This window comes from Pectobacterium parvum (assembly GCF_020971565.1).
In the GTDB taxonomy this organism is placed as follows: Bacteria; Pseudomonadota; Gammaproteobacteria; order Enterobacterales; family Enterobacteriaceae; genus Pectobacterium; species Pectobacterium polare.
This window is the reverse complement of record NZ_CP087392.1, coordinates 4,100,616-4,124,410: the sequence shown is the minus strand read 5'-3', so window position 1 is coordinate 4,124,410 and position 23,795 is coordinate 4,100,616. Positions and strand designations below refer to the sequence as shown.

General features: G+C 51.6%; 21 protein-coding genes and 1 other annotated feature. Of the genes, 15 read left to right on the top strand and 6 right to left on the bottom strand.

What is annotated here, in order from left to right; genetic code table 11:
- The first annotated feature begins 18 nt into the window (after positions 1-18).
- Positions 19-669 (top strand): 2,3-diphosphoglycerate-dependent phosphoglycerate mutase GpmB, encoded by a 651-nt coding sequence (gene gpmB / locus LOZ86_RS18550; protein ID WP_039487171.1) that lies wholly within the window; start codon positions 19-21, stop codon positions 667-669.
- Here the strand turns inward: gpmB and robA are convergent.
- Positions 658-1,545: an MDR efflux pump AcrAB transcriptional activator RobA gene (robA, locus tag LOZ86_RS18545; protein WP_039487168.1), complete on the bottom strand. Its 888-nt coding sequence runs from the start codon at positions 1,543-1,545 to the stop codon at positions 658-660. The two genes, gpmB and robA, sit on opposite strands and share 12 nt — an antisense overlap.
- 205 nt (positions 1,546-1,750) lie before the next feature.
- On the opposite strand from robA, the gene creA reads away from it, so the two are divergent.
- Positions 1,751-2,233 carry a protein CreA gene (gene creA, locus LOZ86_RS18540; protein WP_039487165.1) on the top strand — a complete coding sequence of 161 codons (483 nt, stop codon included), beginning with the start codon at positions 1,751-1,753 and terminating at the stop codon, positions 2,231-2,233.
- Positions 2,234-2,287: 54 nt separating this feature from the next.
- On the opposite strand, the gene arcA is transcribed toward creA, so the two are convergent.
- Positions 2,288-3,004 carry a two-component system response regulator ArcA gene (gene arcA, locus LOZ86_RS18535; RefSeq protein ID WP_010300511.1) on the bottom strand — a complete coding sequence of 239 codons (717 nt, stop codon included), beginning with the start codon at positions 3,002-3,004 and terminating at the stop codon, positions 2,288-2,290.
- A gap of 751 nt (positions 3,005-3,755) precedes the next feature.
- On the opposite strand from arcA, the gene LOZ86_RS18530 reads away from it, so the two are divergent.
- The 5 genes from LOZ86_RS18530 to thrC all read left to right on the top strand — a co-directional run bounded on the left by LOZ86_RS18530 (position 3,756) and on the right by thrC (position 9,551).
- Positions 3,756-4,442, top strand: a complete 687-nt coding sequence (locus LOZ86_RS18530) for a tRNA/rRNA methyltransferase (RefSeq protein WP_039487163.1) — start codon at positions 3,756-3,758, stop codon at positions 4,440-4,442.
- Positions 4,443-4,635: 193 nt separating this feature from the next.
- Positions 4,636-4,722: a thr operon leader peptide gene (gene thrL, locus LOZ86_RS21595; RefSeq protein WP_072012441.1), complete on the top strand. Its 87-nt coding sequence runs from the start codon at positions 4,636-4,638 to the stop codon at positions 4,720-4,722.
- Positions 4,661-4,776: a sequence feature (Thr leader region), on the top strand. It overlaps the preceding gene by 62 nt.
- A 90-nt stretch (positions 4,777-4,866) precedes the next feature.
- Positions 4,867-7,326 carry a bifunctional aspartate kinase/homoserine dehydrogenase I gene (gene thrA / locus LOZ86_RS18525; RefSeq protein ID WP_039487160.1) on the top strand — a complete coding sequence of 820 codons (2,460 nt, stop codon included), beginning with the start codon at positions 4,867-4,869 and terminating at the stop codon, positions 7,324-7,326.
- A 2-nt stretch (positions 7,327-7,328) separates the two neighbouring features.
- Positions 7,329-8,258 (top strand): homoserine kinase, encoded by a 930-nt coding sequence (gene thrB, locus LOZ86_RS18520; RefSeq protein WP_039487159.1) that lies wholly within the window; start codon positions 7,329-7,331, stop codon positions 8,256-8,258.
- A gap of 3 nt (positions 8,259-8,261) precedes the next feature.
- Positions 8,262-9,551: a threonine synthase gene (gene thrC, locus LOZ86_RS18515; RefSeq protein WP_039487156.1), complete on the top strand. Its 1,290-nt coding sequence runs from the start codon at positions 8,262-8,264 to the stop codon at positions 9,549-9,551.
- A gap of 46 nt (positions 9,552-9,597) precedes the next feature.
- Here the strand turns inward: thrC and yaaA are convergent, their stop codons facing one another.
- Positions 9,598-10,371 carry a peroxide stress protein YaaA gene (yaaA, locus tag LOZ86_RS18510; RefSeq protein WP_039487154.1) on the bottom strand — a complete coding sequence of 258 codons (774 nt, stop codon included), beginning with the start codon at positions 10,369-10,371 and terminating at the stop codon, positions 9,598-9,600.
- A gap of 438 nt (positions 10,372-10,809) precedes the next feature.
- Here yaaA and tal point away from each other — a divergent pair, with 438 nt between their 5' ends.
- Positions 10,810-11,763, top strand: coding sequence for a transaldolase (gene tal, locus LOZ86_RS18505; protein ID WP_039487153.1), 954 nt, complete (start codon positions 10,810-10,812; stop codon positions 11,761-11,763).
- Between the two features lie 76 nt (positions 11,764-11,839).
- On the opposite strand, the gene LOZ86_RS18500 is transcribed toward tal, so the two are convergent.
- Positions 11,840-12,928: a GGDEF domain-containing protein gene (locus tag LOZ86_RS18500; protein ID WP_039487151.1), complete on the bottom strand. Its 1,089-nt coding sequence runs from the start codon at positions 12,926-12,928 to the stop codon at positions 11,840-11,842.
- Positions 12,929-13,315: 387 nt separating this feature from the next.
- Here LOZ86_RS18500 and mog point away from each other — a divergent pair, with 387 nt between their 5' ends.
- Together mog and LOZ86_RS18490 are read left to right on the top strand one after the other, a co-directional pair.
- Positions 13,316-13,903 carry a molybdopterin adenylyltransferase gene (gene mog, locus LOZ86_RS18495; RefSeq protein ID WP_039487148.1) on the top strand — a complete coding sequence of 196 codons (588 nt, stop codon included), beginning with the start codon at positions 13,316-13,318 and terminating at the stop codon, positions 13,901-13,903.
- A gap of 122 nt (positions 13,904-14,025) precedes the next feature.
- Positions 14,026-15,363 carry an MFS transporter gene (locus LOZ86_RS18490; protein ID WP_230242594.1) on the top strand — a complete coding sequence of 446 codons (1,338 nt, stop codon included), beginning with the start codon at positions 14,026-14,028 and terminating at the stop codon, positions 15,361-15,363.
- 114 nt (positions 15,364-15,477) lie between these two features.
- Here the strand turns inward: LOZ86_RS18490 and satP are convergent, their stop codons facing one another.
- The gene (gene satP / locus LOZ86_RS18485) at positions 15,478-16,053 is read right to left on the bottom strand and encodes an acetate uptake transporter (protein ID WP_039487144.1); all 576 of its coding nucleotides are present in this window, start codon (positions 16,051-16,053) and stop codon (positions 15,478-15,480) included.
- A 483-nt stretch (positions 16,054-16,536) separates the two neighbouring features.
- On the opposite strand from satP, the gene dnaK reads away from it, so the two are divergent.
- The 4 genes from dnaK (at position 16,537) to nhaR (ending at position 22,115) form a co-directional block, all read left to right on the top strand.
- Positions 16,537-18,444 carry a molecular chaperone DnaK gene (gene dnaK, locus LOZ86_RS18480; RefSeq protein WP_039487142.1) on the top strand — a complete coding sequence of 636 codons (1,908 nt, stop codon included), beginning with the start codon at positions 16,537-16,539 and terminating at the stop codon, positions 18,442-18,444.
- A gap of 108 nt (positions 18,445-18,552) precedes the next feature.
- On the top strand, positions 18,553-19,689 hold the full coding sequence (dnaJ, locus tag LOZ86_RS18475; protein ID WP_095700661.1) for a molecular chaperone DnaJ: 1,137 nt from the start codon (positions 18,553-18,555) through the stop codon (positions 19,687-19,689).
- A gap of 282 nt (positions 19,690-19,971) precedes the next feature.
- On the top strand, positions 19,972-21,168 hold the full coding sequence (gene nhaA, locus LOZ86_RS18470) for a Na+/H+ antiporter NhaA (protein ID WP_039487139.1): 1,197 nt from the start codon (positions 19,972-19,974) through the stop codon (positions 21,166-21,168).
- Positions 21,169-21,200: 32 nt separating this feature from the next.
- The gene (gene nhaR, locus LOZ86_RS18465; RefSeq protein WP_039487137.1) at positions 21,201-22,115 is read left to right on the top strand and encodes a transcriptional activator NhaR; all 915 of its coding nucleotides are present in this window, start codon (positions 21,201-21,203) and stop codon (positions 22,113-22,115) included.
- 35 nt (positions 22,116-22,150) lie between these two features.
- On the opposite strand, the gene rpsT is transcribed toward nhaR, so the two are convergent.
- Positions 22,151-22,414 carry a 30S ribosomal protein S20 gene (rpsT, locus tag LOZ86_RS18460; RefSeq protein WP_010681770.1) on the bottom strand — a complete coding sequence of 88 codons (264 nt, stop codon included), beginning with the start codon at positions 22,412-22,414 and terminating at the stop codon, positions 22,151-22,153.
- A gap of 425 nt (positions 22,415-22,839) precedes the next feature.
- Between rpsT and ribF the strand changes: the two genes are divergently transcribed.
- Positions 22,840-23,781: a bifunctional riboflavin kinase/FAD synthetase gene (gene ribF, locus LOZ86_RS18455; RefSeq protein ID WP_230242593.1), complete on the top strand. Its 942-nt coding sequence runs from the start codon at positions 22,840-22,842 to the stop codon at positions 23,779-23,781.
- Positions 23,782-23,795 lie beyond the last annotated feature (14 nt).

Genomic DNA, 23,795 nt, shown 5'->3' with positions numbered 1-23,795 from the left:
GTATAACGGAAAATAACCATGTTACAGGTATATCTTGTTCGCCACGGCGAAACGGAATGGAATGTGGCTCGACGTATTCAAGGTCAATCGGACAGTGCGCTGACGCCAAGAGGTGAGCAACAGGCACAGCAAGTTGCTGAAAGAATCAGGACGTTAGGGATTACGCATATTTTTACCAGCGATCTCGGAAGAACGCGTCAGACGACAGAAATCATCGCTAAATCTTGTGGTGATTGCCAGATAATCCTGGAGCCCAGGTTACGTGAGTTGAATATGGGCGTGTTAGAAGCCCGCGATTTGGATTCGCTGACAGCCGAGGAAGAAAAGTGGCGTAAAGGGCTGGTGGATGGCACACCTGATGGCCGCATCCCGGAAGGCGAATCGATGGTTGATGTGGCATTGCGCATGCACGGTGTTCTGGAACGTTGTCTGGCGTTGCCAGCGGGAAGTCGTCCTTTGCTGGTTAGCCATGGTATGGCGCTGGGGTGCTTGCTGAGTACGGTTCTGGGGTTACCCGCATCGGCTGAACGGCGATTGCGACTGCGCAACTGTTCCCTGTCGCGCATTGATTATCAGCAAAGCCCATGGCTGGCACCGGGTTGGGTGGTGGAAACGGCCGGAGATATTTCGCATTTGGATATTCCGGCACTGGATGAATTACAGCGCTGAGAGCGGCTCTGCGTGCAGGATGGGAATGAAATACTCGCAGCGAATGATGTCGGGTATTTCCCCGTCTGTATCGCGGCTAGGGTGAAAACGTTCGGCATTAAACCCTTTGCGACGCGTGAGCTGGAAGGTCGGCAGACAGGTGTCATACAGGCTGATAATAAAATCCTGTAGATCGTCTGTCGGGCCTTCAAAAACGAACATCGCGTAGTCGCCGCCCGGTAGCGTGATGGGCTCGCCAGTGTGGATATCATCGGGCAGATACTGTGGCTCCAGCGCGGTGGTGTAGAGCACTTCGTGCTCGTCGTCTTTCTCTTTACTCGGCTGTGAATGATGTAGCCCGTAAAGTACCGGTGGGACGCAGCGGGTTTCTCCCAAAAACTGACGCCAATAGTGGACGCGAATTTCCGTACGGAAGTTACAAATTTGCTCCAGACGACAGGTATAGGTTTGCGTTAGGCCAATAAGCTGCGTTTCTGGCAAGGTGACAAACTGTGGCTGTGGCAGGGTAAATGCACCAAGCCGGATCGGCGGACGAATGCCGAAAGTATTCCAATTATCGGAACGACGATAAGACGCTGGCGTTTGGGCAAACTGCTTTTTAAACGCGCGGGTAAACGTCTGTTGTGAATCGAAACGGTATTGCAGGGCAATATCAAGGATAGGGCGACTGGTCAGGCAGAGTGCAACCGCCGCTTTGGTCAATCTCCGCGCTCGGATATATGAACCAATGGCATGGCCCGTCACATCTTTGAACATTCTTTGCAGATGCCACTTGGAATAACCCGCTTTCGCCGCCACATTATCGAGTGATAGCGGCTGGTCGAGATGGCTTTCCAGCCAGTTAAGCAAGTCACGTATGATACCGGCTTGATCCATAATCTTCCTCATCAAACACATTGAGCGCGAGCGTATTGAGATCCCGCATCATAGCAATATTTTCACTTTGGTACTGCCGAAGATTTTTGAAAATGTTCCGCAGGTAATTTGGATAAGGAGGGAGATTATAGCGGTTTATTTTGCTCATCCCCTTTTTAATTGTGGTTATTAACCGTTTGTTATGAATTGTCACAGGACCTGAAATATGAACATAAAGCGCATCGTGGGAGCGGGTCTGCTATTGCTATCTACCGCCGGCGTTGTCAGTGCGGAAGAAGTTGGATCTGTCGATACGGTCTTTAAGCTACTGGGGCCGGATCATAAGATCGTAGTGGAAGCGTTTGACGATCCGGATGTACCAAACGTGACCTGCTACATCAGCCGAGCCAAAACAGGCGGAATCAAGGGCGGGTTAGGGTTGGCGGAAGACACTGCGGACGCCGCGATTTCCTGTCAGCAGGTTGGGACGATCACGCTGTCTGATAAAATCAAAAACGGTGGCGATCGCGGCTCCGTAGTATTCCAGAAAAGAACATCGTTGGTTTTCAAGAAGTTGCAGGTCGTGCGGTTTTACGATCAAAAGCGTAACTCGCTGATCTATCTCGCTTACTCCGATCGCTTAGTCGATGGTTCGCCGAAGAATGCGTTAAGTGCGGTGCCGGTTATGCCGTGGGGAAAGACTGAGTAACGTGCAGTAAGAAGGGAAAACAGCCGGAACAGAAGCCTGTTCCGGCTGAGGGAATTAATTTTCCAGATCGCCGCAGAAGCGGTAGCCTTCGCCGTGGATCGTCGCGATGATTTCTGGCGTATCAGCTGTCGATTCAAAGTGCTTGCGGATACGACGGATGGTGACGTCAACGGTACGGTCATGCGGCTTAAGCTCGCGACCCGTCATTTTCTTCAGCAATTCCGCACGAGATTGAATCTTGCCCGGGTTTTCGCAGAAGTGCAGCATGGCGCGGAATTCACTGCGCGGCAGCTTGTATTGTTCGCCAGCCGGGCTAATCAGAGAACGGCTATTGATGTCCAGTTCCCAGCCGTTGAAACGATAGCTTTCCACCAGACGACGCTCTTCAGTGCCACTGCCCAGATTCATGGTACGTGACAGCAGGTTACGGGCGCGGATCGTCAGTTCACGTGGGTTGAACGGTTTGGTGATGTAGTCATCCGCACCGATTTCCAGACCGAGGATTTTATCGACTTCATTGTCGCGGCCGGTGAGGAACATCAAGGCAACGGTGGCTTGCTCGCGCAATTCACGTGCCAGCAACAGGCCGTTCTTTCCTGGCAGGTTGATGTCCATGATCACCAGATTGATGTCATTCTCAGACAAAATGTGGTGCATTTCTGCGCCATCAGTGGCTTCGTGAACAACGTATCCTTCCGCCTCAAAAATGCTTTTGAGGGTATTACGAGTTACTAGCTCGTCTTCAACAATAAGAATGTGCGGCGTCTGCATGTTTGCTACCTAAAATTGCCAACTTAAATTATAGAAATCGGAAGTACAGAAGTCGCTGTCATACCCTGCTGGCCCGCTGGCTACAACGCCAGTTATTCCGGGTATTTCCCTGGAGCTTACCGAGGTAAACTACGCTCTCGCTCAACGTCAGACTAAAGTACGTAAATGCGTTACTGGTGTTCATTCTCTACCCACTTAGAGGTACTGCTAGCGGGTGAGCGTGGCGCTAATTTAACTGCGCTCAAAGTGGCGCACAGTTTAACCTTATTAACAGCAACATAACAGTAAGCACAGATTTTGCCTGCTGATAAATCTACGGTTCTGTTGACATATATCAAATTTCATTTTAGCACGTTAACTATTTTGTGATAAACACTTATAGGATTGCCAGTTTACGTCACAATTTAGCACTTTTTATGAACGATTTAGCATAGCAAATGCCAATAATCATAATTGGCGCTACACAGTCGCTGGTAGTTTTATAACTTATTGAAATAAAATAATTTACCTTATTTTTATTAGGGTTTTATCTTCCCGCCCACTTTTTGGACTCACCGATGTTTCCTACCGAAGGCTGCGTTGATGTCGGAAATGTTGTTGGTTTATTGTTAAATTTTCATCGTGATACTCAACAAATTGTCGTTATCAATAAATCGTCGTCATCAATAAATTGTTATCGATTACAGGGCCGCGTTGTTTGGCGAGCAGGTAAACTATTGCCAAAACGCATGTAACCCATACTGAGGAGTCTATGCAGTTTCATATTATTTTGGTTGAGCCCGCTCGGGCTGAAAATGTAGGGGCGGCAGCTCGTGCGATGAAAACGATGGGGTTCAGCAGCTTGCGTATTGTCGGTAGCACGGTACATCAAGAGCCCGCCGCCCGCTGGGTAGCGCACGGTTCAGGCGATATTCTGGATAACGTGCAGGAGTTTTCCACGCTGGCTGAAGCACTGGCAGATGTCGATTTTACGGTCGCGACCACCGCGCGCAGCCGGGCGAAGTATCGCTATTACTGCACGCCAGCGGAACTGACTGGCGTATTGCAGGAGAAAGTTCAATGGATGGCGTCTGCGGCGCTGGTGTTTGGTCGTGAAGATGTTGGCCTGACGAATGAAGAACTCGAACTGGCGGATGTGTTGACCGGTGTGCCGATGAAAGCGGATTATCCCTCGCTGAATCTTGGTCAGGCGGTGATGGTGTATTGTTACCAACTGGCTGAACTCATGCAGGTCAAACCGGAAGCAACGCAGCCAGCGGTGGCGGGGCAACTGTCGGCACTGCGCGATCGTATGGAGCGGCTACTGGTTAATCTGGCGGTTGAGGACGATGAAAAACTGCGGGACTGGCTGCATCAGCGGCTGGGTCGTTTAGAGCAACGCGATACGGCGATGCTCCATCGCTTGCTACACGACATTGAAAAAAGGTTGCCGAAATAAGATAGCAGAGATGGCTTTTTTGGCAGTCGAACATCTTGAGTCACGTATTTTGACAACGGTTTGTCCGGCTTATTTCTGTTTAGGCAGTGGGTTGAGCGGCAGGACTTTTTCCTTTGGCGAGAAGAAAAAAAAGAAATCCGTTGACTTCAAAGGGCGATTGGCCTAACTAATAGGGCAGATAACTCTACTTCTAATGAGATTCAATTTTAGCATGCGCACTATCAGCCTAATCACCACGATTATTACCATCACCGATACAACCAGTAACGGTGCGGGCTGACGCATATAAAGATTCCAGAAAAAGCCCGCACCGAACAGTGCGGGCTTTTTTTTTATGGCAGGTTATCCAAAACGCCGTCTGTAAGCGGCATACAAAAAACGCTTCCGGCGTTTGGTTGGCAGAAATTCAGGAGAACAGATAAAAATGCGAGTGTTGAAATTTGGCGGGACTTCAGTAGCGAATGCGGAGCGTTTTGCACGCGTTGCCGACATTATCGAGAACAACGCGCGCCAGGGACAGGTGGCTACCGTATTGTCCGCTCCGGCGAAAATTACCAACCATCTGGTTGCCATGATTGAGAAAACCGTCGCCGGACAAGATATCCTGCCTCATTTAAATGACGCCGAAACGATCTTTTCTTCGCTGCTGCAAGGCCTTGCCGCGTCTCAACCCGGCTTTGACCATGCCCGCCTGAAGGCATTTGTGGATCAGGAATTTGCACAGCTGAAACACGTTCTGCACGGCATCGCGCTGCTGGGCCAGTGCCCTGACAGCGTGAACGCTGCGATCATCTGCCGAGGGGAAAAACTGTCTATCGCCATCATGGAAGCGGTCTTTCAGGCACGCGGCTATGGGGTCTCCGTTATCAACCCGGTCGAGAAGCTGCTGGCGCAGGGACACTATCTTGAGTCTACTGTGGATATCACAGAATCGACCCGCCGCATCGCTGAAAGTGCCATCCCGAAAGATCATGTGATCCTGATGGCGGGCTTTACTGCCGGTAATGATAAAGGTGAATTAGTCGTACTGGGCCGCAACGGCTCTGACTATTCTGCTGCGGTGCTGGCTGCGTGTTTGCGTGCCGACTGTTGTGAGATCTGGACCGATGTGGACGGCGTTTATACCTGCGATCCGCGTCAGGTGCCGGACGCTCGATTATTGAAATCGATGTCCTATCAGGAGGCGATGGAGCTGTCCTATTTCGGCGCCAAAGTCCTCCACCCTCGCACCATCGCACCTATCGCCCAGTTCCAAATTCCCTGCCTCATCAAAAACACCGAAAATCCTCAGGCTCCTGGCACGCTCATCGGCATGGACAGCACGGATACCCAGTATCCGGTGAAAGGCATTACCAACCTGAACAACATGGCGATGATTAACGTGTCCGGCCCTGGTATGAAAGGCATGATCGGCATGGCAGCGCGCGTGTTTGCCGCGATGTCACGCGCGGGTATCTCCGTTGTTCTGATTACGCAGTCATCCTCCGAATACAGCATCAGCTTCTGCGTCTCGCAAAACGAGCTGGCGCGTGCCAGAAAGACGCTGGAAGACGAATTTTATCTGGAACTGAAAGAAGGCGTGTTAGAGCCGCTGGATGTGATGGAGCGTCTGGCCATCATCTCTGTGGTGGGCGATGGCATGCGCACGCTGCGCGGCCTGTCAGCTCGTCTGTTCTCGGCATTGGCGACGGCAAATATCAATATCGTGGCTATCGCGCAGGGCTCGTCCGAGCGCTCTATCTCTGTCGTGGTGAACAACGATGTCGCCACCACTGGCGTACGCGTCGCCCACCAAATGCTGTTTAACACCGATCAGGTAATCGACGTATTTGTTATCGGCGTCGGCGGCGTGGGTGGCGCACTGCTGGATCAGATCCACCGTCAGCAGCCGTGGCTGAAAGACAAGCATATCGACCTGCGCGTGTGTGGGATCGCCAACTCCAAAGCGATGCTGACCAATATTAACGGCATCTCGATGGAAAACTGGCATGAAGAGCTGGGTAAAGCCCGCGAGCCGTTTAATCTGGGTCGTCTGATCCGTCTGGTTAAAGAATACCATCTGCTGAACCCGGTGATCGTTGACTGTACGTCGAATCAGGCCGTGGCCGATCAATACGTGGATTTCCTGGCCGACGGTTTCCATGTCGTGACGCCGAACAAGAAAGCCAACACGGGGTCGATGAATTACTATCACCAACTGCGTAGCGCCGCGGCGAAATCCCGTCGTCGTTTTCTTTATGACACCAACGTCGGTGCCGGTCTGCCAGTGATTGAGAACCTGCAAAATCTGCTGAATGCGGGTGATGAGCTGATTCGCTTTACCGGTATTCTCTCTGGCTCGCTGTCCTTTATTTTCGGTAAACTCGATGAAGGTATGTCGCTGTCGGAAGCGACCACGCAGGCGAAAGAAAAAGGCTATACCGAACCCGATCCGCGCGACGATCTGTCCGGTATGGACGTTGCGCGTAAACTGCTGATTCTGGCGCGTGAAGCGGGTTATCTGCTGGAACTGGGCGATATTGAAGTGGAATCCGTTCTGCCTGCCAGCTTTGATGCTTCCGGCGATGTCGCCAGCTTTATGCAGCGCCTGCCAACGGCAGACGACGAGTTTGCCAGCCGTGTTGCACAAGCGCGTGATGAAGGTAAAGTGTTGCGCTATGTCGGCGTGATTGAAGAAGGCCGCTGTAAGGTCAAGATCAGTGCGGTTGGCGGCAACGATCCGCTGTTTAAAGTCAAAGATGGCGAGAATGCGCTGGCATTCTACAGCCGTTATTATCAGCCACTGCCGCTTGTGTTGCGCGGTTATGGCGCGGGTAACGATGTTACCGCTGCTGGTGTGTTCGCAGATCTGCTGCGCACCTTGTCATGGAAGTTGGGAGCATAATTATGGTTAAGGTGTATGCACCTGCATCAATCGGTAACGTCAGCGTCGGGTTTGATGTGCTGGGTGCGGCCGTCTCGCCAGTAGACGGCTCATTGCTGGGGGATTGCGTCTCTGTTGAAGCCGCCGATCTGTTTAGCCTGCGTAGTGAAGGGCACTTTGTTAGCAAGCTGCCCGACAACCCGAAAGAAAACATTGTGTATCAATGTTGGGAGCTGTTCTGTCAGGAAATTGGCAAAACTGTGCCAGTAGCGATGACGCTCGAAAAGAACATGCCGATTGGTTCCGGGCTCGGTTCCAGCGCCTGTTCTGTCGTCGCTGGGCTGATGGCGATGAACGAATTTTGCGGTAAGCCGCTTGATGATACCCGTCTGCTGAAACTGATGGGTGAGCTGGAAGGGCGCATTTCCGGCAGCGTTCACTACGATAACGTGGCTCCGTGTTTCCTCGGCGGCGTCCAACTGATGCTGGAAGAGAACGGTATCATCAGCCAGTCTGTGCCGTCATTCGATGATTGGCTGTGGGTCATGGCGTATCCGGGGATTAAAGTCTCCACTGCTGAAGCGCGCGCGATTCTGCCTGCGCAATATCGTCGTCAGGATTGCATCAGCCACGGCCGTTATCTGGCCGGCTTTATCCACGCTTGCCATACCGGACAGGCTGAGCTGGCGGCGAAACTGATGAAGGATGTCATCGCGGAACCTTATCGGACGAAACTGCTGCCCGGCTTTGCCGCCGCTCGCCAGGCTGCTGAAGATATCGGGGCGCTGGCCTGCGGTATTTCCGGCTCTGGCCCGACGTTATTCTCCATCTGCAACGACATGGCGAGCGCACAGCGTCTGGCCGACTGGCTGCGGGATAACTATTTGCAGAACGATGAAGGTTTTGTTCATATTTGCCGTCTTGATACGACTGGCGCACGAAAACTGGGATAATGCATGAAACTGTACAACCTTAAAGATCATAACGAGCAGGTCAGTTTTGCTCAGGCTATCAAGCAAGGGTTGGGTAGCCAACAGGGGCTGTTCTTCCCGCTGGAACTGCCGGAATTTGAGCGTACTGAAATTGACGCCCTGCTGGATCTGGATTTTGTCACCCGCAGCAGCCGTATTCTGTCTGCGTATATTGGCGACGAGATCGCGGCTGAAACCGTGTTCGAGCGTGTGAAAGCCGCCTTTGCATTCCCGGCACCTATCGCGCCAGTTGCGGAAGATGTTGCTGCGCTGGAGCTGTTCCACGGTCCGACGCTGGCCTTTAAAGACTTCGGCGGCCGCTTTATGGCGCAAATGCTGACGGAAGTGTCTGGCGACGAAAAAATTACTATTCTGACGGCGACCTCTGGCGACACCGGTGCCGCTGTGGCGCACGCCTTTTACGGTCTGGAAAATGTCCGCGTCGTGATTTTGTATCCGCAGGGCAAGATCAGCCCGTTGCAGGAAAAACTGTTCTGTACGCTGGGTGGCAACATTCACACCATCGCTATCGATAGCGATTTCGATGCCTGTCAGGCGTTGGTGAAAAAGGCGTTTGATGATGAAGAACTGAAAAAGGCGATTGGCCTGAACTCAGCGAACTCCATCAACATCAGCCGTCTGCTGGCGCAAATTTGCTACTACTTTGAAGCTGTTGCACAGCTGCCGCAGGAAGCCCGTAACCAACTGGTCGTTTCTGTACCGAGTGGTAACTTCGGCGATCTGACCGCTGGCCTGCTGGCGAAATCACTGGGTCTGCCGATTAAGCGCTTCATCGCGGCGACTAACGCCAATGACACGGTACCGCGCTTCCTGATCAACGGAAAATGGGAACCGAATAAAACGGTGGCAACGTTATCCAACGCGATGGACGTAAGCCAGCCGAACAACTGGCCGCGTGTTGAAGAACTGTTCCGCCGTAAGAACTGGCAGTTGAAAACGCTGGGCTTTGGCGCGGTGAGCGATGAGACCACGAAAGAAACTATGCATGAGCTGGATGCGCTAGGTTATCTCTCTGAGCCGCATGCTGCGATTGCTTACCGTCTGCTGCGCGATCAGCTGCAAGCCGGTGAGTTCGGTCTGTTCCTGGGTACGGCGCACCCGGCGAAATTCAAGGAAAGCGTAGAAGACATTCTGGGCAAAAAGCTGGATCTGCCGGAAGCGCTGGCTGAGCGCGCCGATCTGGATCTGCTGTCGCACAACTTCCCGGATGATTTCGCGAAGCTGCGTGAGTTCCTGATGTCGCTGCCAGAATAAATCGATTGAAAGGGCGGAATGCTCCGCCCTGTTTCCCTTCTTTTGTTTACTGTTCGTGGCGCTTAAACACCAGCTCGTCAGCCGAAGATTCTGCTGCTTCGAAGCCGTAACCTTCCAGATTAAACGCTTTCAACTGCTCCGGTTGAGTCAGGCGGTTTTGAATAATGAAACGACTCATCAGGCCACGCGCTTTCTTGGCGTAGAAGCTGATCACTTTGAACTTACCGTTTTTCTCATCCAAGAAGACGGGTTTGATCAGTCGGGCATTAAGCTTTTTCGGTTTAACGGCTTTGAAATATTCGTCCGATGCCAGATTAACCAGCACATCGTCGCCTTGATCGCGCAACGCCTGATTCAGCTTTTCAGTAATGGTATCGCCCCAGAAACTGTAGAGATCTTTACCGGCTTTATTTTCCAGTTTGGTGCCCATTTCCAACCGATACGGCTGCATCAAATCCAGCGGGCGCAACACGCCATACAGACCTGACAGCATACGCAGATGCTGCTGGGCGAAATCGAAGTCATCCTCGCTGAAATCTTCTGCGGCCAATCCGGTATAGACGTCGCCCTTAAACGCCAGCAGCGCCTGACGCGCGTTCTCCGGCGTAAAATCCGGCTGCCAATCGCTAAAGCGGCCTGCATTCAGGTCAGCCAGTTTATCGCTGATGCTCATCAACGAGGCGATCTGTGCTGGCGTCAATTTTTTACACACGCCAATCAACTGGCTGGAATAGTCCAAAAGTTCCGGCTGGGTGTAACGCGTCGTTGCCAAAGGACTGGTGTAGTCGAGCGTTTTTGCGGGTGAAATAGTAATAAGCATGCGCCATGTCCTGTCGGTCTGATTTCTGATGGTACTACTATAGCAAGAACGCAGTAAGAAAACGGCGATATACCGTAATACTTCAAGCTGCATGTGCGTTGGCTTCCCTTACTCACCCCAGTCACTTACTTGAGTAAGCTCCTGGGGATTCGTGCGATTGCCGCCTTCCTGCAACTCGAATTATTTGGGGTATAGCGATAATACGCCTCGTCTTTCACGCCTCAATCGCGTTCGGGAAGGGGAAAATATTGCGTCTTATCGGCGTGTAACCGCTGTTGCAGGGGCGAGTGGGAAAAGGCTGGCTTGCACGGGAAAGTGCGCGTGTTATTATCAGATTTCGGCGCAAAACAGACGGCCACCAGATTAGATAACAAGTCGATTCATATACGAGCTATTTTCATTCACGAGCACCACGTATAAACAACGAGACATGCCAACATGACGGATAAACTGACTTCCCTACGCCAACTGACCACGGTTGTAGCTGATACCGGCGATATTGCGGCAATGAAACTGTACCAGCCGCAAGATGCGACCACTAACCCTTCACTGATTCTGAACGCTGCGCAAATTCCTGAATACCGCAAGCTTATCGACGAGGCGATTGCCTGGGCGCGTGAGCAGAGCAGCGATCGTAAACAGCAGGTCGTGGATGCCACGGATAAACTGGCGGTCAATATCGGTCTCGAAATTTTAAAATTGATCCCAGGCCGCATCTCCACAGAAGTGGATGCGCGTTTGTCTTATGACACCGAAGCCAGCGTGGCGAAGGCAAAACACCTGATCAAGCTGTACAACGACGCAGGCATCAGCAACGAGCGTATCCTGATTAAACTGGCTTCCACCTGGCAGGGTATCCGCGCGGCGGAGCAGCTGGAAAAAGAAGGCATCAACTGTAATCTGACGCTGCTGTTCTCCTTTGCACAGGCGCGCGCTTGTGCTGAAGCGGGCGTGTTCCTGATTTCACCGTTTGTTGGCCGTATTCTTGACTGGTACAAAGCCAATGGCGATAAGAAAGAATTCGCGCCGCATGAAGATCCAGGCGTGGTTTCCGTTAGCGAAATCTACGACTACTACAAAGAGCACGGCTATGAAACCGTCGTGATGGGTGCGAGCTTCCGTAACGTCGGTGAGATTCTGGAACTGGCTGGTTGTGACCGTCTGACGATTGCACCTGCTCTGCTGAAAGAGCTGTCAGAAAGCGAAGGCGAGATCGTCCGCAAGCTGTCTTACGTCGGTGAAGTGAAAGTCCGTCCGGCGAAAATGACGGAAGCTGAGTTCTACTGGCAGCACAACCAGGACCCAATGGCGATTGATAAACTGGCCGATGGGATCCGTAAGTTTGCTATCGACCAGGAAAAACTGGAAAAGATGATTGCAGATTTACTGTAAGCATTCTGCTGATAAAAATAGCCGGGAATTCCGGCTATTTTTTTGTCTGTAGTATGGCGTTGTGGCGGGAATCGGCCTATTTCGCCGTCGCGTTACGGGTTTTCTTCGCGATATAAAGATTATCATCGGCACGCTTCATGACCTCGCTGAGATCTTCCCCAGCGATATAGTATTCAACCAACCCAATACTGACCGTCAGCCTGATAGCCCCAGCGGCTGTTTCACAAGGTGTGTCACTAACACGCTCTCTTGCTTTGTCCACGATGGTGTACGCATCGTCTAATCCGGTATTCGGTAAGACGATCGCGAATTCATCGCCGCCAATCCGGCCAAAAATATCTTCACGGCGAAATGATTTCTTGAAGGTGTCGGCAACAAACTTCAACGCATCATCCCCGACACTATGCCCAAAGCTATCATTCACCTGCTTAAAGTAGTCGATGTCGATCAGAATGACGCTAACGGGGCGCTTGGTTAGGTTGGCGATACTAAAGGCTTTATTGGCGGCCAGAAAGAACGCGTCTCGCCGTAAATAGCCGGTGAGATCGTCATACCGCGCGATGATGGGTAATTCCACCAAATATTTTTTCGTCAGCACGGACAGCAGGCTGCCTAAAATAGCGAAGAGCATCACGCTGCCAGTAATAACGAGAAGTGAGGACAGAGAAAACAGCGTCTGGACAAATGATGGCGGTGGATTTTCTGACGTCGTTCTTATCCAGATACCCAGCAATTCATCGGTTGGCGACAGAATAGGGAAAATAATTGTCAGCGTGTTTTTACCTGCATAGTCCCCGATAGAGGGCAGTTTATTTTGGCAGGTGCGAATTACGGCCATATCGTTGAAGTTGAGATCGGAAGAGGAAAGCTTGTTTATGCATTCGCTACGCGAATCCCGCGTGTTAAAGGCAAATGTTCTGGTACGTGACAATAAATAAGTACCGGATTGCCGAATCATATCGCTTTCTGTTACTTCACCGCTGTTGGTGTAGGAACCGTAGGTTTTGATCGCGGTATCGAGATTTATCCGTTCTGTTTTCCAAGTCGACTTGTTGGCTTCATGCATAATAATGATGGTGAAGATAAAGGAAATCGCCCCGAACAGAAGAAAAGCGTATGTCGGATGGGCAAAAAGTTTAAGTATCTTATACTTAAGATCGTTCATGGCGACTTCCTTGATAGGGCTTTTTTACTTATTGTGATACTAAAGAAGTGCTTTAATTTTATCATATTATTTGATTTAACGTGATGTTCTGTCGTGGTGGATATCATCCTTTTCTCTTTAATCTATCGGCTTATTTCACCTGCTCTTAATAGGTAGGCGATCTTTTTTATTCGCCAGCTATTCTTAAATTTTAATTGCGTCGCGTTATTATTAATTTAAGTTATCCTTTAATTTTTTTGAGACGCTATTTAATAATTATTATCAAATGTCATGCTGCACTCGCGTGAGATAACGAACATCGTGTGAATTTCCTCATGAGAGCTAATTGTTTGCTAAAAGTCGTCAATATCCTGATAAAATTGGTGTTTTGTTTAAACTGAGGTGCTTATGAACGTATTGCGTATTGGCTTGGTCTCTGTATCCGATCGCGCTTCCGGCGGGGTTTATCAGGATAAAGGCATCCCAGAACTGGAATCCTGGCTCCGCAGCGCTCTGACCACGCCTTTTGAAGTGGAAACCCGGCTGGTGCCGGATGAACAGCCGATGATTGAACAAACGCTGTGTGAACTGGTTGATGAACGCGGCTGTCATCTGGTGCTGACAACTGGAGGAACAGGGCCCGCACGTCGTGATGTCACGCCGGATGCCACGATGGCCGTTGCCGATCGAGAAATGCCAGGGTTTGGCGAACAAATGCGACAGATCAGCCTGCGCTTCGTTCCTACCGCGATCCTCTCCCGTCAGGTGGGCGTGCTGCGTAAACAGGCGCTGATTCTTAATCTTCCAGGACAACCCAAATCAATTAAGGAAACGTTGGAAGGCTTAAAAGATGCAGATGGCAAGGTGGTTGTGGCCGGTATTTTTGCCAGCGTACCGTATTGTATCCAGCTGCTGGAAGGCCCTTATATTGAAACCAATGCGGATGTGGTAGCAGCTTTTCGCCCTAAAAATGCCGTGCGCGAAATAAAAGACTGAAGTTAGGCAATTTGAAACATAAGATTCAGCTTTGCTGGTGTATAAGAATTTTGCCGCTATAGTAACTTCTACTTTACACACTGCGGTGATGTTTTTCTCACTCTGGCAATGCACGGTAACTTATGACTCAGGATCAACACGCCCATCCTCGCCGATTGAACCGGCAGGACTATAAAACGCTGTCTCTGGCTGCGCTGGGTGGCGCGTTAGAGTTTTACGATTTTATTATTTTCGTCTTCTTTGCCGCCGTGATTGGCGATCTCTTTTTCCCACCAGATATTCCTGAATGGCTGCGGCAGGTACAGACGTTCGGTATTTTCGCCGCAGGCTATCTGGCCCGCCCGCTTGGGGGCATCATCATGGCCCACTTTGGCGACAAGAGCGGACGTAAGAAAATGTTCAGCCTGAGCATATTGCTGATGGCGTTACCGACGCTGGCAATGGGCTTGCTGCCGACCTATGAAGCCATTGGCATTGCGGCCCCGCTTTTACTGCTATTAATGCGTGTGCTGCAAGGTGCTGCAATCGGTGGGGAAGTCCCCGGCGCATGGGTCTTCGTTGCGGAGCATGTGCCTCGTGCCCGTATTGGGTTTGCCTGCGGTACGCTGACTGCCGGCTTAACGAGGGGGATTCTGTTGGGTTCGCTGATCGCGACGTTGCTGAACACGGTGCTCACGCCAGAGCAGATGTCGGGCGGTGGCTGGCGTCTGCCGTTCTTTATTGGCGGGGTATTCGGTCTTGTCGCTATGTATCTGCGCCGCTGGTTGCAGGAAACCCCCATTTTTATGGAAATGCGTGAGCAGAAAAAGCTGGCAGAAGAGCTGCCGCTGAAATCTGTCGTCTTAAATCATAAACGTGCGGTTGTGGTTTCCATGCTGCTGACCTGGCTGCTATCTGCGTGCATTGTCGTCGTGATTCTGATGGCACCGACCTACCTGCAAAAAGTCCACGGCATTCCTGCTGCGCTGGCATTGCAGGCGAACTGTCTGGCAACGATTGCGCTGATGGTGGGCTGCGTCGGCGCGGGGTTACTCGTTGACCGCTTCGGTGCCAGCAAGCTGTTTATTGTGGGTAGCCTGTCGCTGGCTGCCTGTAGCTGGTTCTTTTATAGCTCGGCAGCAAGCAGTACGACGTTGCTCTTTGTCAGCTATGCGATTGTGGGGCTCAGCGTTGGCGTGGTGGGCGGCGTGCCTTATGTCATGGTGCGGGCGTTCCCAGCGGCGGTGCGCTTCTCTGGGATTTCTTTTTCCTACAACGTTTCCTACGCTATTTTCGGTGGCCTGACGCCCGTCTTCGTGACGCTGATTATGAAGGCGACGCCGATGGCACCGGCCTTCTACGTCCTGACGCTGGCTGCCGTGGGATTGCTGTTGGGTATTTATTTGCAACGCGATCTGGATGCGGAATCGTGTGCTTCGGCCGATAGTGACGCGCGCGATCGTTCGCCTGTCGAGGTTTAAGCCCGCTGTTATCAAAAAATAGCGCGTCATCAAAAACAAACGAGCCCTGTCAATCTGACAGGGCTCGTTTGCATGTCACGCAGGAGCGCGTCGGTACGGGTATGGCGTCAGAACTTAGTGAGACGCGCCACGAGCACCAATTGGCAGTACGGTGCGGCCAAACTTCTCGTTCAGCACTTCAGCCATTGCCAGATAAATCGCGCTGGCGCCACAGATGATGCCTTCGTAACCCGCGAAGGTCAGCAGAGCGTGGTTGCCGGTAAAGTTGCCTACGGCCAGCAGCGCAAACAGCACTGTCAGGCTGCCGAAGACAAATTGCAGAGCGCGGTTGGTGCCGAATGTACCGAAGAACATAAACAGCGTGAAGACGCCCCACAGACCAAGGAATACGCCAAGGAATTGCGCATCGCTGGCTTCCGCCAGACCCATTTTTGGCAGCATTAGAATGGCAACCAGCGTCAGCCAGAATGCGCCATAAGACGTAAATGCGGTCACGCCAAACGTATTCCCTTTTTTATATTCCAGCAGGCCAGCCAGAATCTGGGCAATACCGCCGTAGAAAATACCCATGCTGAGAATGATGGAAGAAAGTGGGAAAAAGCCTGCGTTGTGCAGGTTCAACAGAATAGTGGTCATCCCGAAGCCCATCAGTCCTAATGGACCAGGATTTGCCAACGTGTTCGTGCTCATAAATCCTCTGCAATAACAGATTATTAATAGTCCCTTCGCGTCGGGCGCGGCATTAAGGTTAGCGAGTGCGCCAATCACGTTGGGATAGGTGTCGTTTAGGTGTTATTGCCCGCCATTATGTAGGGAAATGTCCCCATTTCTGTGACGAGCGCGGCATCATATCGGGCGTTTGGAACGGACACAACATGGGGAAGGCAGAATAGTTTGATCGTACGAGGGATAAAGGTCATTTTTTTTCATCTTCCCCCCTTGATGATAGAAATGTTGGCCCCATCTTATTTCCAACCGAAACAGTTTGACCTGCCGCAAAGGCGTGTGTCGGGCCGTTACATCGGTGGTTAGCATGAAAATGAAACGTGTGCTGCTGATGAAAAACGAGGGTGTGTCGTTAGAAAACGAGAAATCTTGTTGAAAAATGACATTTCGCCCGCACAGTAGGTTTAACCACCACACCGAATATGACTTTTTAGTGGAGATGTTTAGATGGGTAAGATTATTGGTATCGACCTGGGTACAACCAACTCTTGTGTCGCGATTATTGACGGTACTCAGGTAAAAGTACTGGAAAATAGCGAAGGCGATCGCACCACGCCTTCAATCATTGCTTATACGCAAGATGGTGAAACTCTGGTTGGCCAACCGGCTAAACGTCAGGCAGTGACCAACCCGAAAAATACACTGTTTGCTATCAAGCGCCTGATTGGCCGTCGTTTCAAAGACGAAGAAGTTCAGCGCGATGCCAACATCATGCCGTACAAAATTATCGCGGCAGATAATGGCGATGCATGGCTGGAAGTGAAAGATCAGAAAATGGCTCCGCCGCAGATTTCAGCTGAAGTGCTGAAAAAAATGAAGAAAACGGCGGAAGACTATCTGGGTGAGACCATCACCGAAGCGGTTATCACCGTACCCGCTTACTTCAACGATGCGCAGCGTCAGGCGACTAAAGATGCCGGCCGTATCGCGGGTCTGGAAGTCAAACGTATCATCAACGAACCGACAGCGGCAGCGCTGGCGTACGGTCTGGATAAAGAAGTTGGCAACCGCACTATCGCGGTTTACGACCTGGGCGGCGGTACGTTCGATATTTCCATCATCGAAATCGACGAAGTTGATGGCGAAAAAACCTTTGAAGTTCTGGCGACCAACGGTGATACGCACCTGGGTGGTGAAGACTTCGATAGCCGCATGATCAACTATCTGGTTGACGAATTTAAGAAAGAGCAAGGTTTCGACCTGCGTAATGATCCACTGGCCATGCAGCGTCTGAAAGAAGCCGCAGAAAAAGCCAAGATCGAGCTGTCTTCTGCACAGCAGACCGACGTTAACCTGCCGTACATCACGGCGGACGCTACTGGTCCTAAGCACCTGAACATCAAAGTGACGCGTGCGAAACTGGAATCACTGGTAGAAGAGCTGGTAAACCGTTCTCTGGAACCGCTGAAAGTGGCGTTGCAGGATGCTGGCCTGTCCGTTTCTGAAATTCAGGACGTGATTCTGGTTGGTGGTCAGACGCGTATGCCTCTGGTACAGAAGAAAGTTGCTGACTTCTTCGGTAAAGAGCCACGTAAAGACGTGAACCCGGACGAAGCTGTTGCTATCGGTGCTGCGGTTCAGGGCGGTGTCTTGTCGGGTGACGTGAAAGACGTTCTGCTGCTGGACGTAAGCCCGCTGTCTCTGGGTATCGAAACCATGGGCGGCGTGATGACTCCGCTGATCGCCAAAAACACGACGATCCCGACTAAACACAGTCAGGTATTCTCGACGGCGGAAGACAACCAGTCTGCGGTAACGATCCATGTTCTGCAGGGTGAGCGTAAGCGTGCGCATGACAACAAATCTCTGGGTCAGTTTAACCTGGATGGTATTCAAGCAGCGCCGCGCGGTATGCCACAGATCGAAGTGACCTTCGACATCGACGCCGACGGTATCCTGCACGTTTCCGCGAAAGACAAAAACAGCGGTCGCGAGCAGAAAATCACTATCAAGGCATCTTCTGGTTTGAACGAAGAAGAAATCCAGAAAATGGTACGTGATGCAGAAGCGAACGCTGAAGCTGACCGTAAGTTTGAAGAGCTGGTTCAGGCTCGTAACCAGGGCGATCACCTGCTGCACAGCACACGTAAGCAGCTGGAAGAAGTGGGCGACAAACTGGCCGCTGATGACAAAACTGCGATTGACGATGCACTGAAAGCGCTGGAAAGCGCGCTGAAAGGCGAAGACAAAGCAGACATCGAAGCGAAAATTCAGGCGCTGGTTCAGGTTTCTGGCAAGCTGCTGGAAGCGTCTCAGCCACAGCCAGGTGCTGAAGGTGCCGCTGATGATGCCTCTGCTCGTCGCGACGACGATGTCGTTGATGCTGAGTTTGAAGAAGTTAAAGATAAAAAGTAATCGCCCTTGAGCGGGCGCAGTAGCTGTCACAAAGCTATTGCTGGCAATCAGCACGGGCGTCGAGGAAACTCTGCGCCCGTGCATGCATGTTGAGGGGCAGGAAAAGAAATGGCGAAGCAAGATTATTACGAAAGCCTGGGCGTTGCTAAAAACGCGGATGAGCGCGAAATAAAGAAAGCGTACAAGCGTCTGGCGATGAAGTATCACCCGGACCGTAATCCTGGTGATAACGAGGCAGAAGCCAAGTTCAAAGAGATCAAAGAAGCCTACGAAATCCTTATCGATTCGCAAAAACGCGCAGCCTACGATCAGTACGGTCACGCGGCGTTTGAGCAAGGTGGTATGGGCGGAGGCGGCGGTGGCTTTGGCGGCGGCGGTGCCGATTTTGGTGATATTTTTGGCGACGTGTTCGGAGACATTTTTGGCGGCGGTCGCCGTCAGCGCGCGAGCCGTGGATCCGATTTACGCTACAACATGGAGTTGACGCTGGAAGAAGCGGTACGTGGCGTCACCAAAGAGATCCGTATTCCCGCACTCGAAGAGTGTGATGTGTGCCACGGTAACGGCGCGAAGCCGGGTAGCTCCCCGATCACCTGTCCGACCTGTCATGGTAATGGTCAGGTTCAGATGCGTCAGGGCTTCTTTACCGTGCAGCAAGCGTGTCCGCACTGTCATGGTCGCGGCAAGATCATTAAAGATCCGTGCATCAAATGTCATGGTCATGGTCGCGTAGAGAAGAGCAAAACGCTGTCGGTGAAAATTCCGGCTGGCGTGGACACGGGCGACCGTATCCGTTTGTCTGGTGAAGGCGAAGCGGGCGAGCACGGCGCACCGTCAGGTGATTTGTACGTTCAGGTGCAGGTTAAAGCGCACCCGATCTTCCAGCGTGAAGAAAACAATCTGTACTGCGAAGTGCCGATCAATTTTGCGATGGCAGCATTAGGCGGCGAGATTGAAGTCCCGACGCTGGATGGCCGCGTGAAGCTGAAAGTGCCTGCGGAAACGCAAACCGGGAAACTGTTCCGTATGCGTGGCAAAGGCGTGAAATCGGTACGTGGCGGTGCGCAGGGCGATCTGCTGTGCCGTGTGGTTGTAGAAACGCCGGTTAACCTGAACGAGCGTCAAAGACAACTGCTGCAAGAGCTTGATGAGAGCTTTGGTGGCCCGTCTGGCGAGAGAAATAGCCCTCGCTCGAAAAACTTTTTCGATGGCGTGAAGAAATTTTTCGATGATTTAACCCGTTAATGGTTTGTCGTTAACGCGTGATAAGAAACCGGTGGGGTAAAACCTGCCGGTTTTTTTATGACGGAGATCCCTGTCCGCCACCCTGCAGCCGTTGCTACGCAACGTTGAAAAACGCCCGATGTTTTTTATTCCTTCCTCTAGATCCTCAATTCAATAGATCGATTTTTACGATGATTAAGCCAGTTTTAATCTACTTTTAACGAGTCGTTGGGTCACGTAATCTTGCCAGCAAGAAAGCGAACGTGCGGTATTAGCGTTCGTGCCTGATGGGAGATTAAGTTAATGATAACAATGATTCGTCGCTTTATTCGATTGGATGCCGCCGCTGGTGTGATGCTAATGATGGCAACAGTTTTGGCGATCGCGTTTGCCAACTGGTCTGTGACTGCCGCTGGCTATCAACAATTCCTGATGATGCCGGTGGAAATGCGGTTTGGCGCACTGGAAATCAATAAGAACCTGCTGCTGTGGATTAACGATGGGCTGATGGCGATTTTCTTCCTGCTGATTGGCCTGGAAGTAAAACGCGAGCTCGTTGAAGGCACGTTAGCCAGCCGTCAGCAGGCGATGCTGCCACTGGCGGCTGCGGTGGGCGGAATGATTTTTCCTGCCTTGCTCTTTCTGCTTTTCAACGCCAATGATGAGGTGACGCGTGCTGGCTGGGCGATTCCCGCAGCGACAGATATCGCGTTTGCTGTTGGTGTGCTGACGCTATTGGGCAAGCGTGTTCCCGCTGGGCTGAAAGTCTTCCTGCTAGCGCTGGCGATCATTGACGATCTGGGGGCGATCCTGATCATTGCCCTGTTTTATACACAACAGATCTTCTGGCCTGCGCTGGGCGGTGCGGTGCTGGCGATTGCGGCGCTAGCCTATATGAATAGGCAGCAGGTTGGTAAAACCTCCGCCTATTTGCTGGTGGGGATCGTCCTGTGGGTCTGCATTCTAAAATGTGGCGTTCATGCGACGTTAGCTGGGGTGATTGTCGGATTCTTTATTCCTTTGCGCACGTCCAACGGGGAATCTTCTCCGGCAACCACGTTGGAACATGGCTTACAAATGTGGGTCGCGTTTCTGATTATTCCGCTGTTTGCCTTCGCGAACGCAGGTATTGTGTTGCAGGGGATTGTGCTGGAAAAACTGTTTTCCCCTTTGAGCCTTGGTATTGCCGCCGGGCTGCTAATTGGTAAGCCGCTGGGTATTACCTTGTTCAGTTGGCTAACCATCCGGCTGGGCTACGCGCGTCTGCCCGCAGGTGTTCACTTTAGCCAGATTATGGCGGTGTCAGTGCTGTGTGGCATCGGCTTTACCATGTCGATATTCATTACGCTGTTGGCCTTCTCCGGCGGCGATGCGGAATTGATTACCTATGCCAAGCTGGGGATTTTGCTGGCATCGGGGCTGGCGGCGCTGCTTGGCTATCTGGCGCTACGCGGGGTGTTGCCTACGCTGGACAAGGCGATGCAACCGTGTAAGGGTTGATGCTATGCCGGAGGAGCGAAGAGGGGGCGGGTGTGTCTCATTTGAATTTTAATCATCTCTATTATTTCTGGCAGGTTTATAAGTCGGGATCCGTTGCGGGTGCGGCAGAGACGCTGTTCTTAACGCCGCAGACTATTACCGGGCAAATCAAATGCCTGGAAGAGCGTTTACAGGGCAAGCTCTTTAAACGTAAGGGGCGCGGGTTGGAACCGACGGAGCTGGGACAGCTGGTTTTTCGCTATGCGGATAGCATGTTCCAGCTTAGCCAGGAAATGTTGGATATTGTGAACTACCGCAAAGAATCGAACCTGTTATTCGATGTCGGCGTGGCCGATGCACTGTCTAAACGGCTGGTGAGCAGGGTGCTGGAAACGGTCGTAACGGAACAGGAACATATCCATTTACGCTGTTTTGAGTCGACGCACGAAATGCTGCTGGAGCAGTTGAGCCAGCATAAGCTGGATATGATTCTGTCGGATTGTCCGGTGGATTCGACACAGCAGGAAGGCCTATTTTCACTCAAGCTGGGTGAATGTGCTGTGAGCTTTTATTGTAAACGTCCGCAGCCTGATCTGCCTTTCCCTGCCTACCTTGAACAACGTAAGCTGCTGATTCCTGGTCGGCGAACCATGCTCGGGCGGAAACTGCTGAACTGGTTTACCGCGCAGAATATTCAGGTGAACATTTTGGGTGAATTTGATGATGCGGCGCTGATGACGGCGTTCGGCATTAACCACGACGCGATTTTCGTTGCGCCATCGCTATATGCCAATGAAATCTACCAGCAGGGCGATATCGTCGAAATCGGTAGGATCGAGAACATTCAGGATGAGTATTATGCGATTTTTGCGGCCAGAATGATCCAACATCCGGCGGTGCAGCGCGTCTGTAACGCAGATTTTTCAGCGCTTTTCTGTGATACTACAGACGCAAAAAAACCGGCCTAGGCCGGTTCTTTTAGCAACAACACGCAGATGCGTGATTATTGCATGGCGTTGATGCGCGCAACCAAATTGGATTTATGACGTGCAGCTTTGTTTTTGTGGATCAAGCCTTTACCTGCTTGACGGTCCACAATTGGTTGCATGTCATTAAAAGCTTTCTGTGCCGCTTCTTTATCGCCAGTAGCGATCGCCGCGTATACTTTCTTGATGAAAGTACGCATCATTGAGCGACGGCTTGCATTATGCTTACGGCGCTTCTCAGATTGTACGGCGCGTTTCTTAGCTGATTTGATATTAGCCAAGGTCCAACTCCCAAATATATTCAATCGAGGACAATTCAAAGGCCGTGGAATATGCTCGTTTAGCCTTCGTTTGTCAATGGATTTGTGCAAATAAGCGTCGTTTGTACGTCGACACTTGTTACGTTGTGATGGCGCAGGATTTTAGCAGCTTCACGCGGTGGAATACAGCTTTTCGCATCATAAATTCACTCTGAGTTTGATAAAGCTCTATCTGTCATCGGTAAAGTTGGATTGTGTGTGCTATCCACGACCTAGATATTCTGCGTCTGGGCGCCGTCTATCGATGATTCCGCTAAAAAATGGGCAAATACCGGCACGATTTACAGCGTGACTGCAAAAGGCGCGAATCGCGGGTTAACCTTACTCGCTGTACAAGGTATAATCCGCCGATTTCCATAATATTAACCCTTTGTTCTGGGCCAGCCATGCAGCTAATTCGCGGTATACACAATCTTCGGGCACACCATTACGGCTGTGTGCTCACTATTGGTAATTTTGACGGCGTGCACCTCGGACACCAAATGCTGCTTGAACGACTGAAGCAGGAAGGTCGCGCACGTGGGTTGCCAGTGATGGTCATGATTTTTGAACCGCAGCCGCTGGAGCTCTTTGCAGCGGAAAAAGCACCCGCACGCCTGACGCGTCTGCGTGACAAAGTAAAATATTTGGCGCAGGCCGGCGTGGACTATCTTCTGTGCGTCAGGTTCGACGCGCAGTTTGCCGCCAATGCGGCCGAGACGTTCGTTTCTTCCCTGCTGGTGAAAAAACTGGGCGTGAAGTTTCTGGTAGTGGGGGATGACTTCCGCTTCGGGGCTGGTCGTCAGGGAGATTTCCTGTTATTACAGAAGGCTGGGCGTGATTCGGGATTTGATGTCATCAGCACCGATTCATTTTGTAACGGCGGCAAACGGGTTAGCAGCACTGCCGTACGTGAGGCGCTCAGTCGTGATGAGCTTGAGCTGGCAGAAAGCCTGTTGGGTCATCCTTACAGCATTTCTGGGCGCGTAGAACATGGTAAAGAATTGGGGCGAACCATTGGGTTCCCTACCGCCAACTTGCCGCTGAAACGTCAGGTTTCCCCTGTTAGCGGCGTCTATGCCGTCAGCGTTTTTGGGCTGGGACAAGAACCGCTACCGGGCGTTGCCAATATTGGCACGCGTCCGACCGTAAACGGTGACAAACGCCAGCAGCTTGAAGTGCATTTGCTGGACGTGACGATGAACCTCTATGGTCGTCATATTGAAGTCGTACTGCGTAAAAAGATCCGTAATGAACAGCGTTTTGCTTCGCTCGATGCGTTAAAACAGCAAATCGCCGATGATGTGGTGACAGCCCGGACGTTCTTCGGGTTAAAGACACCGGTTTAATTTTTCTAGCCGAA